Origin of the sequence: Mycolicibacterium arabiense, from assembly GCF_010731815.2 — a bacterium.
GTDB lineage: Bacteria > Actinomycetota > Actinomycetes > Mycobacteriales > Mycobacteriaceae > Mycobacterium > Mycobacterium arabiense.
In genome coordinates this window covers 2,029,788-2,046,285 of record NZ_AP022593.1, presented here as the reverse complement: position 1 = coordinate 2,046,285, position 16,498 = coordinate 2,029,788, and the positions used below count along the sequence as shown (strand labels likewise).

Below are 16,498 nucleotides of genomic sequence, written 5' to 3'. Positions count from 1 at the left end.
CGCCATGGCTGCGCAGGAGACTGCGCCGGCACCACCGCGCGCTGTGACGCCGACGACGATCGTCGCCGCCGAATTGGTGGACCTGTGCGCGGAGCTGGAGGCGTGGGGCGGGGCGCCGACGGACCTGCTGGACCGGATGCGCCGCGTGCGCGACCTGGCAGGCGGGCTGGACCCGTATCTGGATCGTTGCACGACCGCGGAGTCGCCCGCATTGGCGCGACTCGCGCAGCGGACCCGCGAAACGGACTGGGCAGGCCAGTCCTCCGGGCAGCTCGAGCAGGAGATGCTCTCGGGTCACGTCGAGGGCCAGGCGCTGAAGTTCCTGGTGCGCCTCTGCGGTGCCACGCGGGTGCTCGAGGTCGGAATGTTCACCGGCTATTCGGCGCTCGCAATGGCAGAGGCACTGCCGGACGGCGGATCTCTGGTGGCGTGCGAGGTCGACGCCGGCGTCGCGGAGTTCGCGAGGGGCTGCTTCGACGATTCCCCGGTGGGTGACCGCATCAGCGTAGAGGTGGGCCCCGCCATGGACACGCTGCGCCGATTGGCAGCAGGCGTGCCGGAGACCGGGCCGTTCGACTTCGTCTTCATCGACGCAGACAAGTCGGGCTACCTGGGCTACCTCGACCTGCTGCTCGACGGCGACCTGCTCAGCCAGGACGCCGTCATCGCGGTGGACAACACCTTGATGCAGGGGCAGCCGTACACCGGGGTGAACGTCACTTCCAACGGTGCGGCGATCGCCTCGTTCAACGAGGCCGTCGCCGCCGACGCCAGGGTGGAGCAGGTGATCCTGCCGCTGCGTGACGGACTCACGCTGATCCGGCGCATCCCGACGTGACGACGTCGACGACGACCTCGACCCCGGCGCCGATCGTCGCCGGGGCCGAGGTGCGCCTGGGTTCGGCCGCCCGCACGCTGCTCGCTCTCGCCGGGCTGTGCATCACCGCGCCGATCAACCTGGCGGTGGTCGCACTGGCTCTCGCCACCAGGGCGCCGAAGCCCCGCCACGGAGACGGAACCGGCGGTGCGAGAACGATTTTGATCAGCGGCGGGAAGATGACCAAGGCGCTGCAACTCGCGCGGTCATTCCACACCGCAGGGCACCGGGTGATCCTCGTCGAGTCCGCGAAGTACCGGCTGACCGGCCACCGGTTCTCGCGGGCCGTCGACCGGTTCCACGTCGTGCCCGAACCCACCGCGCCCGGGTACGCCAAGGCGCTGCTGGACATCGCGCGCCGTGAGGGGGTCGATGTCTTCGTGCCGGTCTCGAGTCCTGCCTCGAGCGTGTACGAGTCCGATGCCCGTCGTCTGCTCGACGAGGTGTGCGAGGTGGTGCACCTCGACTCCGAGATGGTGCGCAGAGTGGATGACAAGTCCGAGTTCTCCCGCACGGCAGAGGCGATCGGTCTGCGGGTTCCCGATTCCCGCCGCATCACCGACGCGCGTCAGGTCGAGGAGTTCGAGTTCCCCGAAGGTCGCAGCTACATCCTCAAGCGGGTTGCATACAACCCCGTCGGACGGATGGACCTGACGCGTCTGACGCGTGAGACGCCCACGCAGAACGCGGAGTTCGCGCGTCGGTTGCACATCACCGCCGATGACCCGTGGATCCTGCAGGAGTACGTCACCGGTCAGGAGTACTGCACGCACGGTACGGTCCGTGACGGCCACCTGCAGGTCTACTGCTGCTGCGAGTCGTCGGCGTTCCAGATCAACTACGCCGCGGTCGACAAGCCCGAGATCGAGGACTGGGTGCGCCGTTTCGTCGCAGCGCTCGGACTCACCGGACAGGTGTCGTTCGACTTCATCGAGGCCGCGGACGGGCACGTCTACGCGATCGAGTGCAACCCGCGCACCCACTCGGCGATCACGATGTTCTACGACCACCCGGACGTCGCGGCGGCCTACCTCGAGGACGGCCACTCCACGATCACGCCGAATCCGGGTGCGCGGCCCACGTATTGGCTGTATCACGAAGTGTGGCGGCTGCTCACACAGCCCAATCGGCGAGACCGGATCGCCACCATCCTGGCGGGCAAGGACGCGATCTTCGCGCGCTGGGACCCGCTGCCGTTCTTTGCGGTCCACCACGTGCAGATCCCGTCGCTGCTGTGGCGGAACCTCCGGCGCGGCACGGGATGGACGCGGATCGACTTCAACATCGGCAAGCTCGTGGAACCGGGTGGTGACTGACGTGACCGGACCGCGCACCGTGCTACACCTCGTCGGATCGCCCGTCGACGACTTCCACGCCGAACTGTCCCGCCTCTACGCCGGCGCCTGCCTGACCGCGCTGGCCGATCCGCAGCGATACGACGCACGGGTGGCCTACGTTGCGCCGGACCGCAGCTGGCGGTTCCCGGTCGATCTGTCGGACCGGGCGATCGCCTCGGCGCCGCCGATGTCCGTGGCCGAGGCGATCGCTCACGTCGGATCCATGGACGTCGACGTGATGGTCCCGCAGATGTTCTGCCTGCCAGGCATGACGGCGTATCGGTCGCTGTTCGAGACGCTGGAGATCCCGTACGTGGGAAACTCCGCCGAGGTGATGGCGATCGCGGCGGACAAGGCCAAGACGCGCGCCATCGTCGCCGCTGCCGGGGTGCGCGTCCCCGATGGCCGAGTCGTTCACGACGACGCGCCCAGCGAGGTCCCATTCCCCGTAGTGGTCAAGCCGGTGGGAGCGGACAACTCGGTCGGCGTCTCGCTCGTTCGGTCCGAGTCCGATTACGCGCCCGCCGTACGGTCGGCACTGGCCCACGGCGGTCGGGCACTCGTCGAATCCTACGTCGAACTCGGGCGAGAAGTGCGCTGCGGCATCATCGTTCGCAACGGCGAGCTGGTGTGCCTGCCGCTGGAGGAGTACGCCGTGGACACCGCGACCAAGCCGATCCGCGGGGGCGACGACAAGCTCGCGCGTTCGGCGGACGGCGACTTGTTCCTGGTGGCCAAGGAGAGCAGCCGGGCGTGGATCGTCGCGCCGGACGACCCGGTGAACGAACGGGTGTGGGATGCCGCACGCCGCGCGCACCGGGCACTGGGATGTCGGCACTACAGCCTCTTCGACTTCCGCATCGACCGCGAGGGCAACCCGTGGTTCCTCGAAGCCGGACCATACTGCTCGTTCGCCCCGACCAGCGTGATCGCGGTGATGGCAGCCGCGGCCGGAACCCCGGTCGATCAGCTCTTCGCCGACACCCTCGAACAACTCGACCGCGAACGGAGCGCCGCGTGCACGTCACTTCACTGAACCCCGTCGGGGCCGTCGTCGAGGGCATCCGCGTCGAGGGTCTGGATCCGACCACCGTCAACAGGCTGCGGGTCCTGCTCGGCGAGCACGGTGTGCTGATCATGCCCGGCCAAGACGTCGACGACGACGGCTTCCTGGAGTTCCTGCGCAGCTTCGGCGAGTTGATGTTCACCGCAGGCGAGACACCCGTCGACGGCTTCGCCGACCTGAACGTGATCAGCAACGTCGGACGGACGACGCCGCCACGATCGACCTTTCACGTCGACACCACCTACGTGCGAAATCCGCCTGCCTACACGGCATTGCGCGCGGTGGAGGTGCCCGATCTGGGTGGGCAGACATTGTTCACGAACCAGTACCGGGCCTTCGACACGCTTCCCGAGCACGTGCAGCACGACCTCGAGGGCCGGGTGATCGAGCACGTGGTCACCGGCGTGGAGGTGGGCGAGGACGACGAGACGTCGGCCCGCCACCCCGTGCTACGTCCGCATCCGGTCACCGGTCGCACCGCGTTGTTCCTGACCACGCCGAAGCGGTGTGCATCGATCAGTGGGTTGGGGCCGCAGGAGGCCGCCGCGACGGTGGATTACCTGTTCGAGCATTCGACCCGGGACGACAACGTGACGAGGCACGCGTGGTCGGCGGGGGACGTGGTCATGTGGGACAACCGGTGCGTGATGCACAAGGCCGACCACTCCGGCGTCGTGGGTCGGCGCGTCATGCACCGCGGGATGGTGGCGGACGTCGCTTGATGCCGACGTCGGCGTGACGGCATGATCGTGGCCGTGACGTCGATGGGTGGCTGGCTGCGCACCGTCCGGTTCGCCCTGTCGCGGCGTCGGGTCGGCGTGCCGATCCGCGTCTATGACGTCGCGACCCGCCGATGGCGTGGCGCCGAGGGCGAGACGACCGACACGATGCGAGACGTGCTCACGGTGGCGACGTTCAACGTCTGGTTCGACGAGTACCACGCCCGCCAGCGCTACAACGCCATCGCCGACGAACTCGAGCGAGATGCCCCCGACGTCATGGTGTTTCAGGAAGTGACGGCGCCCGCGCTGGACGTTCTGCTCGCGCGACCGTGGATTCGCGCGGAGTACCGGAGCGCTGCCGTTACGGGTCGACGCGTGGGCAATTACGGCATGATGATCTTGTCGCGACTGCCGCTCGAAGACGCCGTCTACAGCCGGCTGCCGACCGCGGCAGCGAGGGGTCTGCTCACCGCGGGGGTGAAGGTCAATGGGGCCCGTGTGACCGTCGGCTGCGTCCACCTCGACAGCGGCAAGGCGTCGGCCCGGCTCCGGGAGCGCCAGCTGGCCGCGATCTTCGAGGCGACGGCACGCGAGCGCGACGTCGTGCTGCTCGGGGACTTCAACATGCGCGATCACGAGGATGGTGGGATCGACCCCCGGTACCGGGACGTCTGGCCCAGCCTGCGGCCGGATGATCCGGGGTACACCGAGGACACGTCGATCAACTTGATGCGCCTCGACAGCACGCAGAAGGAGCGTCATGTCCGGTTCGACCGCGTGCTGCTGAAGGGCGATGGGTGGGCGGCCGCGGACATCGAATTGTTGGGCACGGCGCCAATCTCGGCGACGCTGCCGCGGGTGTTCCCGTCGGACCACTTCGGCGTGCGGTGTCGGCTGGTGCGCACCGGAGTGACCGACCCCTTACCGACGTCGGACTGACCCTCGGCCCGTTCGTCGGCGTGGCATGATCAAAGTCGTCCCTGGGTGCAGACCGTCGCCCTCCGTCCACGATCGGAGACAAGAGGTACGGGTGTGGGACCCGTTGCACCATGGCATCGCTTGTGCCTCCTGGTGGCGGACGACGATGCGGAGTCGGTCGCCCGACTCCGGGAATTGATCGCCGAAGCGCTCTCCGACGCCGATGTCGTGTGGACGACGTCGATGGCGAGCGTCGAACGCCACCTGACCTGGCTGCGTCCGGATTGCGTGCTGCTCGACCTGGACCTGCCCGATGGGCGTGACCTCGCGGGGCTCGACCGGATGACCGCGGCGGCGCCGTCGGTCCCCGTGATCGCCTTGACCGCCTCCGAGGACGTCGACTTCGGCATCCTCGCGGTCGCGTCGGGCGCGCAGGACTACCTGGTCAAGCACCGGACAGACGCCGACTCGCTGCGTCGCGCACTGATGTACTCGATCGAGCGCAAGCGAGGGGAACTCGCGGCGTTGGAACTCGAATCGATTCGGCTGAACGCCGACGAGAACTCCCGGCTCGAACGGGGGTTGCAGCCGACGCCGTTGCTCCTGTCCGACCCGGGTGTCGACGTGGTCACCTCGTACCGGCCCAGCCGGGCGGGCACGCTGCTCGGCGGCGACTTCTACGACGTGGTGCAGACGCCCGATCGCGTCACGCACGTCGTGATCGGCGACGTGTCCGGCCACGGTCCCGAGGCGGCAGCACTCGGCGTGGCCCTTCGGATCGCCTGGCGGACACTGGTTGCATCCGGAGTGCAGGGCGCCGACGTCATGCCCCGGCTCGAATGGCTGCTGCGTGCCGAGCGGGACGGCCCGAGCAGCTTCGCCACGGCGCTGACGCTGTCGATCCAGCCCAACGGATCGGTGGACGCCGTGTGTGCCGGTCACCCCGGGATGCTGTGGCACGGAGGGTCGGACGTGCACTGGGTGGAGCCGCGGCGAGGCCCAGCGCTGGGCTTGGGCGGTGCGGCGTGGCCAGTGGAGTCGTTTGAGCTGTCCGACGGCGCGGGTCTGATCCTGTTGACCGACGGACTCTTCGAGGGGCACAGCGGATCCGGCAACGACCGGTTGGGCGAGGACGGTCTGCTGGAGATTGCGAGGGGGTTGTGCGCGCTCGGGGCCGGAGACTTCGTCGAGCAGCTGATCGGCGGCGCCGAACGACGAGCAAGCCAGCACGGTGGTTTGACCGATGACGTTGCGGTGGTGCGCATTGCACGCTCGGCCGACCTGATCACCGCCAGGCCCACCGGTTTCGGCGCGGCGCAGGGCGGGTACTGACGCGTCGAACGTCGACGAACGCGCGACGAACGTCGACGAGAGGATGCACCCATGGTCGGTTCCGCAGCTGGTGACGAGGGCGTCGTCGACACCGAAACGTTCATCGCACGCGTCAATCTCATCACCCACGCGACCGTCCGCTCGGCAGTCGATCGCCTGCAGAACGATCATCGAAACATCGACGCCGACAACGCCTTTCGTGCGCTCTATCACGTAGCCAAGCGTCACGACGTGAAGCTGCGGCACCTCGCGGCCGCGGTCGTCGAGACGGAGCCACGATCCGGCATCCGATCGGTGGACGAGCCGGAGCTGCCCTTCCAGCCTGGCCGTCGCGCAGGCCTCCCCAGCCGCACCGACGTCATGGCCGACCTACTCGCCGAGGCCGTCGAATTGACGTCGGCCAACGCCGCGGCGGTTCACCTGCGCCATGCCTTGCACGGCGGACTGTGCATCGAGCGCGACTCAGGGCTGGGCGAGGGGTTCCGGCGACAGTTCAGTTACGTCGACGATGCAGGTTCCGCGGCGGGCCGCTCCAGCGCGCGCTGCGAGGTCGTCCGCATCGACGACGTGAGCGTCTCGCCGATCTACACTCGCGCCGACGTCGCCGTGCTGGCAGACGAGGGCATTCGGGCGCAGCTGGCGGTGCCGATGTGCGATGAGACCGGGTTCAATTGGGGCGCAGTGGATGTGTTGTTCGCCGTGCGGCATCCCCGCATCGATCCGTTCGGAGTCGACATGCTGCACGGCCACGCGGATGCCTGCGCACAGTGGCTGCGGTGGTACGACCTGACCGTCATGCCGAAGTTGGTCACCGCCGTGCACCGTGCAGCGCAGGCGACGGGCTTGGTCGACGTCGCTTCGGCATAGCCGGGGGACAGGCTTCCGCTGACCGTCGTACTCGACCTGACGCGACTCGGGCAGTGGCTGCTGGCTAGGCCGGACGAAACGCTGTTCGGCGGAGATCTTCTCCAAGGCCGACATTTCGGAGCACGAACGCGCAATCGCGTCTTCTGCGAACAACGTCTCGATGCGTTCCAAATTGCTCTCCAACCATGCGGCCGACGCCTTGCCGGAGATTGCGTGCGCTTCGTCTAGGCCCTCGAGGTACTGACGGACGATCGGTAAGCGAAACCAATTTCGCTGCGAGGCCGACTGGGTGGGTGCCACGTCGCAGAACAGCTGGCTCCGCTCGTTACTGATCCAGAAGCTGGCTTACGGGCCTGTCAACCGCAACGAGGCGTCGCCAGTGGGTCTTCCGTCGGTTCTCGAGTCGGTGAGCCGGAACTGGGGGTTCGTATAGAGGAACTCGAAGTCGTTGTATAGATACGCCAGTAGAGTTTTCATGGACTTCTCCTGTGGGGGTGTCGGCAGAGTACGGTCGCCCCGACCGCCTGTGTGCCCGTGGTCTTCGAGCGAACGTCGCAATCGGCGCCCATGCCTTGCGGGTAGGCGTGTCGACTGAGTGCTACGGCATCGCCGAGATTAGGCAGACTGAGGTGGCCGCTGCATGTTCAGCATCGCATCGTGGGCTGTGTCGAAGTGCGCTTCTATGCAAGCCTTGACCCATTCGAGCGGGTTGTCGTAGCTTTCGTACTCTTGCCTGGCCATCTTCAAGCGACCTTCGAGCGGCAGATCTGAGCGCTTCACGAATCGCGTCAAGAACTGCCACTTCTTCGAAGTGCTGCGCAACCCGAATTCGTTCGGTGCGTCCAAGGGAGCGATCATGCAGTTCGTCTCGCCCTCCCGCGCGGATTCATAGATCTGAATCTTGCAGTCTGCGCTTCGGAAGTAGACAACGGACAGCAGGCGGCCGCCATCGTCTGTTCCATCTTGGATCTCGTCGAGGACGAAACCTCGTTCCGACAGGATCGGCTCAACCACTAGCCGAACGTCGCTGGGGAAGTCATCACTCATGGCTTGTCGTAACCGTAGGTCCCGGAGCGCATCGAGGAGGGTTACCGCGGAAGGCCACGGTCAGTACCGGGCTTCATCAGGAGTCTGCGATCCTGTTGCGTGATACATCCCTGAATCGACTCCGACACCCAGTGAGTAGCGGTCCACTGTCGAGACGAAGGTGTCCTGGAACTTCACTCGGCCGCCCCGGTCAACTGATTCTCTACGCCCTGCGTGTTCGCCAGTCGACTCGTCTCGACTATCGCCTCGTAGACCCCGGGCTCGACTAGCGTCGCCCCGATCCCTTCGGCCTCGGCTGGGTCATCGGACAGCAGAAGAACTCGGGCCTGTGATGCGCTGCGTCGCAACAGTCTTACGGGAACGCCGTCCACTTCGGCTGTGAACACCCTCTCGAAGATCTCGCATTCGGACGCCGGGACTGTCGAAACCCAGGCCCCAGGTCGGACTTGCTCGAAACCGCTTGGCCCATCACCGGTGATCGCTGACAACAGGACTAAATCGGCACGGACGTCTGCGAAGAACTCGCCACCCCGCCACCTCGCCATGGTTCCGACGATCGGGCTCGGGGGGCGCCACTGCCGGGCACCCGCCCAACCCCGCGCAACACCGGCATAGTTCGACAGGCACTTCTGTTCGCCGTCGGCTCGGATCCGCCAGTATTCGGCGCCATAGGAGTAGCGGGTCCGTCCCATGACCCACACGCGCGCCAGCGAGTCGCCCAGTAAGAAGCCGCTCGGGAACGTCTGCCATGGCCGCTCGGCAGGTCCAGGGCGGGCGAGCGTCGCCAGACGGGGCTGTTCGAAACGCACGACATCGGCGAATTCCGGTGCCCCATCGACGCCGTAAGCCGCCAGGAGTTGCCTGGGTGTCCGCAGGCTCGCCACCTCCGATGCCAACGTCACGTACCCACCGACGTGGTCGGAACCAGCCTCGACGATCGCAGCGGCTACCGCGCCGGTGAGCAGCTTCTGTAGCACGACGGGTTCAGGCACGACGGGTCTCCTCGACGTGAACGTCCTTCAGCTCCGCAGGATCGATCAGACCCGTCCATCCCATGTACTGGTCGCCCTCCAGGCCCAGTTCTTTGGCCACCGCGGGTGGGCCGACGAACCCCACCAGAACGCGGCCGTCCGGCAAAGTCCGCTGAAGCGAGACTTGGTGCCCCTCGAGAGTTGCTCTTGCGCGAAGGTGAAGCACACCGTCGATGGCCGACCTTGGCACCTTTACCCACGGGCCGCGCTGACCCATCCCCACCGAGGACTCACCTGACTCGAATCCGTCCGGCACGTCGGGTCCGGGAGCCGCACGTAAGGCCACCCAGTCATCGCCACTGAAGACGATGGGAAATCGACTACCTCGGTACTCGGCCACCGCACCAGTTACGGGCATTTCGTTCATCAGTTGCCCTGCGGAATCCACGCGCCACCCTTGAGCACAGCCACTAGGCGCTGGGTCCCATCGTCGAGTACCTCCCACATCTCTGCGCCTTCTCGCATGGTCATGTCCTTCGCTGTGTACTCGGGGATGACGTCGTCGCCCGATTTAGTGAAACCATTGCCGGTGAACGGATCGTCCCACCCGTCGTAGCTTCCGTCTCCCCCCATGTCGGAGTTCCGCGGCACCTCGTAGAAGCCTAGGGAGTCGGGGTCGGCGTGGAATCGGATGAGGTGTGTTCCAGGGTCGTGCGGCGCGAAGTGCGTGTCGGAGTAGTCCAATCGCAGACCGTCATGAATCTGTTCGGGTGTCGACAGGTGTGCCGTGTCGTCGGCGAACGTGACGGACCCACCGACCCGGTCAGGGGCAACGCGAGGGTTGTTCTCCATGATGTAGTCCTCGGCGCGACTTTGAACAAAATCGCCTGCTGCGTCGAAGTAACCCGGGGGCAGAACCTTCTGCATGACGGTATCCCTGGTCGGCGCAGGAAGGTCATCGCGCACGGCGTTGATCAGATCTCGTTGGTCCGGCGTCAGTCGTTCGGTGGGCGTATTGACCAAGTCCACGAAGTCACTCCTGCTGACACCATGCCGCTCCAACGCATCGGCGACACGATGGTTGTCACCCAGTTGTTCGGGCGCGAAGGCGGTTTGATGTGACGTGTCGTCCATCATCGAGTAGGTGCGCGAGCCGTCGCCATGATCCTCGCCGCCGGAGGATCCGTCGTGGGGAGGTCCTGCCGGCTCGTCCGAACCGCCCGCGCCCTCGGCGGAGCCGTGCGGGTGGCTCGCGTCTGGTGCGTTGGCGCCGCCTCCGCTGTGCTCGCTCGGAGATCCGCCGGGCGGCTCCCCACCCGCGTGCGCGGCGGCTGACGTGCCGGGATCGAACGGCGATGTGCCAGAACCATTTCCGCTCGTCGGGTCAGGGTGTGGTGACCCGCCGGAGGCGGCGGATGGGGCCGCGTCGGCGGGCGAGGGGCCACTGCTGGCAGCAGGCGTGCCCGAGTCGACCGGCGCGGGGCCGTCCCCGCGTCCCGGGCCGGCAGCAGCGCCCGTTCCCGGGTTGGGTGATCCGGTGGTCGGGTTGGGCGATGCGACGGGTGGCCCATCGCCGCCGCCAGTGCCTTGACCCCTGCCGCCAGGAGGCGTCGTCCCGGTCGGGTCACCCGACCTGGTGGGCCCACCGGAAGTACTCGGACTCGTCGGCGTGCCAGCACCATTGGGCGCGAACGGTCCGATGACCGAGTCGGGCACGGTGCCGGGCCGGAACTCGGGCATCTCCGGGAGACCACGTCCAACGCCCGGTACGTCGTCCAGATCGGGCAGGCGGTCGCCGCTGCCAACGCCCGGCAGGTCCGACAGCCGGGGGAGCCGCCCTTCGTCGAAGAGCCGGGTCGTGTAGCTCAGGCCCTTGGCCACCGAGCCCGTCTTCGACAGCGCGCCGCCGGGAACGAACAGCGACCCGATGTTGAACGCCGCCTCTCCGGCGGCTCTGCCGGGGTGGTCGCCCGACCACTTGTCCCACGCCACGAACTCCTTGCCCATGTTCGCGAGCACGCCGGGCAACGTCGACGGATCCTGAGCCACCGACTGGGCGAGTTCTGCCATGCCCTTCCAGGTGTCGACGTCGGCCATCGACACCACACCCGACACGGTGTTGATCAGGCCGGTGGTCAAACCCACCTGGAAGTCGGTGTAGACCGTCACCGTGTTGGCGAGCGCATTGCCCACGTCATCGCCGAAGGTCTCCACCAGGATGGGTCGGATCCACCGTTGGAACGCGTCCGCAGCCAGGCCGAGCGCGATCGTGAGTTCCTCGAGCAGTCCGACGACACCCTTGACCTGGTTCTGGAAGTTCTCCAGCACCTCGCCGACGTCATGGGCGATCTCGCGCAGGATGTCATCGCCCTCGCCGGTGAGGAACCCGGTGACCGTGTCCCACAGCCCATCGAGTGAGATCCGATCCATCAGGCGGCGGATGGCGTCCTGGGTGTCCTGCACGCCGCCGGCGAAGTCGTCGACCGATTGACCGATCGTCTTGGCCATGTCCGCCAGCGTCGTCACGCCCTCGTCGAGGTCGGCCAAGGCTTGGCCGATCTTCCCGCCCTCGGGGATGACCTGTTGTGCCACTGCACCTTCGAGCGCGGTCATGTCGCCGCCGAACGCCGACAGTCCGGTTGCGAGATTGCGCCACTGCGCGGCAGTGACGCGCAGGAGTGACGGATTGCCCGACGGCCAGGACATCATCGGGCCGAGGAAGGGCTGGAGGATGGCCCACTTGGTCGGCGGCGGTACGACCGCGCCGTTCGGCCCCATCGGAGCGTCTGCTGCCGTCGTCTTGCCCGGCTGACCGCCGACGCCACCGGTTGGCCCAGGACCTCCGATCGTCGATGCGGCGTCGGCGTTCTCGTAGTTGTAGCCGGTTGCCTTCAACATGAAGCCGACCACCTCGTGGGCTTCGACGGCCTTCGCCAACGCGTCGGCGAACTGCTGGGCTTGCCGCCCATACTTCATGCCGAAGTTCAGCCCGGCCGGATCCATGCCGGAGGCGATGCCACTGCCCAAGGCCGCGCCCAGCGCGTCGGACAGCATGCCCAGTTGCGAGCCGATGGAGCCCAGCCGCCCGCCGGAGTCCACCAGGACCTGCGGATCGACCTCTATCCGCACGGCCGCGCCCCCGCCGCTCTACCGCCTGCGCCGACTACCCCCACATCTGGCCGTTCTTGTTCACCGCGTCCGAGTAGTTCTTCCGCGCGGCCTCGGCGATCGCCTTCAGCTGTTCGAGTGCCGCCTTCATCTGTTCGGCGCCCTCGTCCCACTGCTGCTGCGCCTGGGCCTGCTGATCCGAGGCCTCGCCGTGCCAGGTCGAGCGCAACGCGGCCATGGCCGCGTCCACGTCGTCGAGGACCTCAGTCACCTCTTGCCCGAACTTCGCCATGTGATCGATGGCTGCCTGCATCTGGGCAAAATCCACCACCAGCATCGTCAGACCTCCCGGCTTCGCGGCTGTTCCACGGGACGCGTCGGCTCATCGGGGACGGCCGGAGGCAACTCGACTGGTGCCGGGCCCGCCGACTGGTCTCCCAGGGATGCCGCGGCCTCGGACTGTTCGACCACCGCGGTCGCGAGTTCGGCGGCCTGTCGAACGAACCCCGCCACCGCCTCGCCGATCTGCTGCGAGGTGCCTGCGGCGGCCTGCCCGGCCTGTGTCATGGGTTGCATGGCCGCCTGACCGACCGGGGCGGAGGACGCCGACGGTACCGCTCCTGCGTTCCCCGACGTGGTCTGAGCGGCAGCGTCAGCACCCGAAGCAGCACCGGCGTCACCCGCACCCGAAGCGGCAGCGCTCGCACCAGCCCCCGACGTCCCAGCACCACCACCGCCGGCCGAAGCCCCGCCTGCGCCCTGCACGGTGGTGCCGAGCGCGCCCGACGCCGACTCGTCGGTCTTGGCGTACTCCTTGCCCGCGATCGTCAACAGCTCCGACATGCGCTGCAGGCCTTCGACGACCTGCTTCGCCCCGTCGTGCCACTTCTCCCAGGCCGGTGCGTAGGCCGACGCGGCGCCGCCCTTCCATCCCGAGCCCAACAGCTGCGTGGTCTCGTCGTCGACGCCCGACAGCCCGTCCCGTAGACGTTGCGCGGCATCGTCCAGACGCGCTGCCGCCGAGTCCAACTCCGACACGACTACTTCGACCGACTGCCCCACCCGACGGACCTCCAGCCTCTCGACGGTCAGTTGAGAAGAGCCTATCGGCGGTCGGAGGGGGTCGGATGCACCAGTTACTCTCGCCGCACGGCAGTCCACGCACCGTGGCTCCGGTGCAGCGACCCGGGAGAAGTGACAGCGTGCTCATCACGATCGAGGGTGTCGACGGCGCGGGCAAGCGCACCCTGACCGACGGGTTGCGCGCGTCGTTCGAAGCGGACGGCAAGACCGTCACCACCCTCGCGTTCCCGCGCTACCACCAGTCGGTGCACGCCGACGTCGCCGCCGAGGCGCTGCACGGTGGCCACGGCGACCTTGCGGACTCGGTGTACGCGATGGCGATGCTGTTCGCGCTCGACCGGGCAGGCGCGCGCGACGACGTCGAGCGGCTCCGCGCCGACTTCGACGTCGTGATCCTCGACCGCTACGTCGCCTCCAACGCCGCATACAGCGCCGCGCGCCTGCACCAGGGCATCGACGGCGAGGTCGTGAGTTGGGTGCGGGCGCTGGAGTTCGAGCGGTTCGCGATGCCGATGCCGGACTGGCAGGTTCTGCTGGCCGTGCCGACCGAATTGGCCGCCCGGCGCGCCGAGCGACGCGCCGAGACCGACGCCGACCGCGCTCGCGACGCCTACGAGCGCGACGACGGTCTCCAGCGCCGCACCAACGAGGCGTACGCCGCGTTGGCTGCGCAGAACTGGTGCGGCCCTTGGTACGTGGCGGGCCCGGACACCACGGCCGCCGAGCTGGCGTCCGCGCTGCGGGCCTGAGCGCCGGGCGCGCCGCCTGCCCAACGGCAAAACGCCCGGTGTGGTAACCGGGGTTTATCGCGCATCGGTGACACCATGGTCACCATGAGGCAAAGGATTCTGGTCGTCGACGACGATCCATCGCTGGCCGAGATGCTGACGATCGTGCTGCGCGGTGAAGGATTCGACACGGCCGTGATCGGCGACGGTAGCCAGGCGCTGACCGCCGTGCGCGAACTGCGGCCCGATCTGGTGCTACTGGACCTCATGCTGCCCGGCATGAACGGCATCGACGTGTGCCGTGTCCTGCGCGCGGACTCGGGTGTGCCGATCGTGATGCTGACGGCCAAGACCGACACCGTCGACGTAGTGCTCGGCCTCGAGTCCGGCGCCGACGACTACGTCATGAAGCCGTTCAAGCAGAAGGAACTCGTCGCCCGCGTGCGCGCACGTCTGCGCCGCAACGACGACGGTCCCGCCGAGATGCTGTCGATCGCGGACATCGAGATCGACGTGCCCGCGCACAAGGTCACCCGTGCCGGAGAGCAGATCTCGCTGACGCCGTTGGAGTTCGACCTGCTCGTGGCGTTGGCACGCAAACCGCGCCAGGTGTTTACTCGAGATGTGCTGCTCGAGCAGGTCTGGGGCTACCGGCACCCCGCTGACACCCGGCTGGTGAACGTCCACGTGCAGCGACTGCGCGCCAAGGTCGAGACTGATCCGGAGAACCCGCAGGTGGTGCTCACCGTTCGAGGAGTGGGATACAAGGCCGGACCCCCATGATCTTCGGCTCCAAGCGCATCCGGGGCGGCTGGGGCCAAGGCCCCGTGCTGCGCGGGCTTGGAGCGCTGACCCGGGCACTGTCCTTCGCGTGGCGCCGTTCCCTGCAGCTGCGGGTGGTGTCGCTGACCCTCGGACTGTCGCTGGCCGTCATCCTCGTGCTGGGTTTCGTGCTGACCAGCCAGGTGACCGATCGCATCCTCGACGTCAAGGTGCGCGCCGCCACCGAGGAGATCGACCGCGCCCGCACCACCGTCAGCGGCATCGTCGGCGGCGAGGAGACCCGCTCGCTCGACAGCAGCCTGCAGCTCGCGCGCAACACGCTCATCGACCGCAAGGCCGACTCGGGCGCCGGCCTCGCCGGCGCGTTCGACGCCGTGCTGGTGGTGCCGGGCGATGGGCCGCGCGCCGCGACCGCCGCAGGCCCGGTCGGCCAGGTGCCAGATACGTTGCGCGACTTCGTGAAGGCCGGTCAGGTCAGCTACCAGTACGCGACGGTCCGCACCGACGGCTTCAACGGGCCGGCCCTGATCGTCGGCAGCCCCACGTCGTCGGCCGTCACGAACCTCGAGCTGTACCTGATCTTCCCGTTGAACAACGAGGAATCCACCATCGCGCTGGTGCGCGGGACGATGGCTACCGGCGGCATCGTGCTGCTGGGTCTGCTCGCCGCGATCGCACTCCTGGTGGCCCGGCAGATCGTGTTGCCGGTGCGCTCGGCGTCGCGGATCGCCGAGCGGTTCGCCGAAGGACACCTGACCGAGCGCATGCCGGTCCGCGGCGAGGACGACATGGCCCGACTGGCGGTGTCCTTCAACGACATGGCGGAGAGCCTGTCGCGCCAAATCACCCAGCTCGAGGAATTCGGAAACCTGCAGCGCCGCTTCACCTCCGACGTCAGCCACGAACTGCGTACGCCGCTGACCACGGTGCGCATGGCCGCCGACCTGATCTACGACCACAGCGACGACCTCGAGCCCGCGCTGCGTCGGTCGACCGAGTTGATGGTCAGTGAACTGGACCGGTTCGAGAGCCTGCTGAGCGACCTGCTCGAGATCTCGCGGCACGACGCCGGCGTCGCCGAGCTGTCCGTCGAGTCGGTCGACCTGCGGTCGACCGTCGAGAGCGCGCTGGACGACGTCGGACACCTGGCCAAGGACGCGGACGTCGACCTCATCGTCGATCTGCCCGGCGAGCACGTCATCGCCGAGGTGGATCCCCGACGGGTCGAACGCATCCTGCGCAACCTCATCGCCAACGCCATCGATCACGCCGAGCGCAAGCCCGTGCGCATCCGGATGGCGGCCGACGACGACACCGTCGCCGTCACCGTGCGCGACTACGGCGTCGGGCTGCGGCCCGGTGAGGAGAAGCTGGTCTTCAGCCGGTTCTGGCGGTCGGACCCCTCGCGCGTGCGGCGCTCGGGCGGCACCGGACTGGGCTTGGCCATCAGCATCGAAGACGCCCGGCTGCACCAGGGCCGCCTCGAAGCCTGGGGGGAGCCGGGCAAGGGCGCCTGCTTCCGGCTGACCCTGCCGCTGGTGCGTGGACACAAGGTGACGGCGAGCCCGCTGCCGCTGAAGCCAGCCGGCCCCGACCGGCCGCCGCGCCGACCGGCGCGAGAGCGCGAACCGGCGGGGGACCGGGCGTGAGACGCGCCGT

At 67.8% G+C, this 16,498-nt stretch carries 15 protein-coding genes; 10 read left to right on the top strand and 5 right to left on the bottom strand.

What is annotated here, in order from left to right; all coding sequences use genetic code 11:
* Nucleotides 1–4: 4 nt before the first annotated feature.
* The 7 genes from G6N61_RS11545 to G6N61_RS11520 all read left to right on the top strand — a co-directional run bounded on the left by G6N61_RS11545 (nucleotide 5) and on the right by G6N61_RS11520 (nucleotide 7,119).
* Complete coding sequence (locus G6N61_RS11545; protein ID WP_235887495.1) at nucleotides 5–838, top strand: O-methyltransferase; 834 nt, start codon at nucleotides 5–7, stop codon at nucleotides 836–838.
* The gene (locus G6N61_RS11540) at nucleotides 835–2,193 is read left to right on the top strand and encodes an ATP-grasp domain-containing protein (protein WP_235887494.1); all 1,359 of its coding nucleotides are present in this window, start codon (nucleotides 835–837) and stop codon (nucleotides 2,191–2,193) included. Before G6N61_RS11545 ends, G6N61_RS11540 begins: the two co-directional genes overlap by 4 nt.
* 1 nt (nucleotide 2,194) lies before the next feature.
* Nucleotides 2,195–3,250, top strand: a complete 1,056-nt coding sequence (locus G6N61_RS30815; protein WP_163918649.1) for a D-alanine--D-alanine ligase family protein — start codon at nucleotides 2,195–2,197, stop codon at nucleotides 3,248–3,250.
* Complete coding sequence (locus G6N61_RS11535; RefSeq protein WP_163918648.1) at nucleotides 3,232–4,002, top strand: TauD/TfdA dioxygenase family protein; 771 nt, start codon at nucleotides 3,232–3,234, stop codon at nucleotides 4,000–4,002. Before G6N61_RS30815 ends, G6N61_RS11535 begins: the two co-directional genes overlap by 19 nt.
* Before the next feature lie 21 nt (nucleotides 4,003–4,023).
* Nucleotides 4,024–4,941, top strand: coding sequence for an endonuclease/exonuclease/phosphatase family protein (locus G6N61_RS11530; RefSeq protein ID WP_235887493.1), 918 nt, complete (start codon nucleotides 4,024–4,026; stop codon nucleotides 4,939–4,941).
* Between the two features lie 132 nt (nucleotides 4,942–5,073).
* Nucleotides 5,074–6,252: a PP2C family protein-serine/threonine phosphatase gene (locus G6N61_RS11525; protein WP_235887492.1), complete on the top strand. Its 1,179-nt coding sequence runs from the start codon at nucleotides 5,074–5,076 to the stop codon at nucleotides 6,250–6,252.
* A gap of 51 nt (nucleotides 6,253–6,303) precedes the next feature.
* Nucleotides 6,304–7,119, top strand: a complete 816-nt coding sequence (locus tag G6N61_RS11520) for a GAF domain-containing protein (RefSeq protein WP_163918646.1) — start codon at nucleotides 6,304–6,306, stop codon at nucleotides 7,117–7,119.
* A 615-nt stretch (nucleotides 7,120–7,734) separates the two neighbouring features.
* Here G6N61_RS11520 and G6N61_RS11515 read toward each other — a convergent pair.
* The 5 genes from G6N61_RS11515 to G6N61_RS11490 form a co-directional block, all read right to left on the bottom strand.
* Complete coding sequence (locus G6N61_RS11515; protein ID WP_163918645.1) at nucleotides 7,735–8,166, bottom strand: hypothetical protein; 432 nt, start codon at nucleotides 8,164–8,166, stop codon at nucleotides 7,735–7,737.
* 173 nt (nucleotides 8,167–8,339) lie between these two features.
* Nucleotides 8,340–9,158 carry a hypothetical protein gene (locus G6N61_RS11510; RefSeq protein WP_163918644.1) on the bottom strand — a complete coding sequence of 273 codons (819 nt, stop codon included), beginning with the start codon at nucleotides 9,156–9,158 and terminating at the stop codon, nucleotides 8,340–8,342.
* Between the two features lie 405 nt (nucleotides 9,159–9,563).
* Entirely contained in the window at nucleotides 9,564–12,266 is a 2,703-nt protein-coding gene (locus tag G6N61_RS11500) for a WXG100-like domain-containing protein (RefSeq protein WP_163918643.1), read from the bottom strand.
* 34 nt (nucleotides 12,267–12,300) lie between these two features.
* Nucleotides 12,301–12,582, bottom strand: coding sequence for a WXG100 family type VII secretion target (locus tag G6N61_RS11495; RefSeq protein ID WP_179973607.1), 282 nt, complete (start codon nucleotides 12,580–12,582; stop codon nucleotides 12,301–12,303).
* Nucleotides 12,583–12,584: 2 nt separating this feature from the next.
* Nucleotides 12,585–13,307, bottom strand: coding sequence for a WXG100 family type VII secretion target (locus tag G6N61_RS11490; RefSeq protein WP_163918642.1), 723 nt, complete (start codon nucleotides 13,305–13,307; stop codon nucleotides 12,585–12,587).
* A 140-nt stretch (nucleotides 13,308–13,447) separates the two neighbouring features.
* On the opposite strand from G6N61_RS11490, the gene G6N61_RS11485 reads away from it, so the two are divergent.
* The 3 genes from G6N61_RS11485 (at nucleotide 13,448) to mtrB (ending at nucleotide 16,488) form a co-directional block, all read left to right on the top strand.
* The gene (locus tag G6N61_RS11485) at nucleotides 13,448–14,077 is read left to right on the top strand and encodes a dTMP kinase (RefSeq protein WP_163918641.1); all 630 of its coding nucleotides are present in this window, start codon (nucleotides 13,448–13,450) and stop codon (nucleotides 14,075–14,077) included.
* Between the two features lie 75 nt (nucleotides 14,078–14,152).
* A complete protein-coding gene (gene mtrA / locus G6N61_RS11480; protein ID WP_163918640.1) occupies nucleotides 14,153–14,839 on the top strand; it encodes a two-component system response regulator MtrA in 687 nt (228 codons plus the stop codon).
* Nucleotides 14,836–16,488, top strand: coding sequence for an MtrAB system histidine kinase MtrB (gene mtrB / locus G6N61_RS11475; protein ID WP_163918639.1), 1,653 nt, complete (start codon nucleotides 14,836–14,838; stop codon nucleotides 16,486–16,488). The genes mtrA and mtrB overlap by 4 nt, the downstream gene beginning before the upstream one ends.
* Nucleotides 16,489–16,498 lie beyond the last annotated feature (10 nt).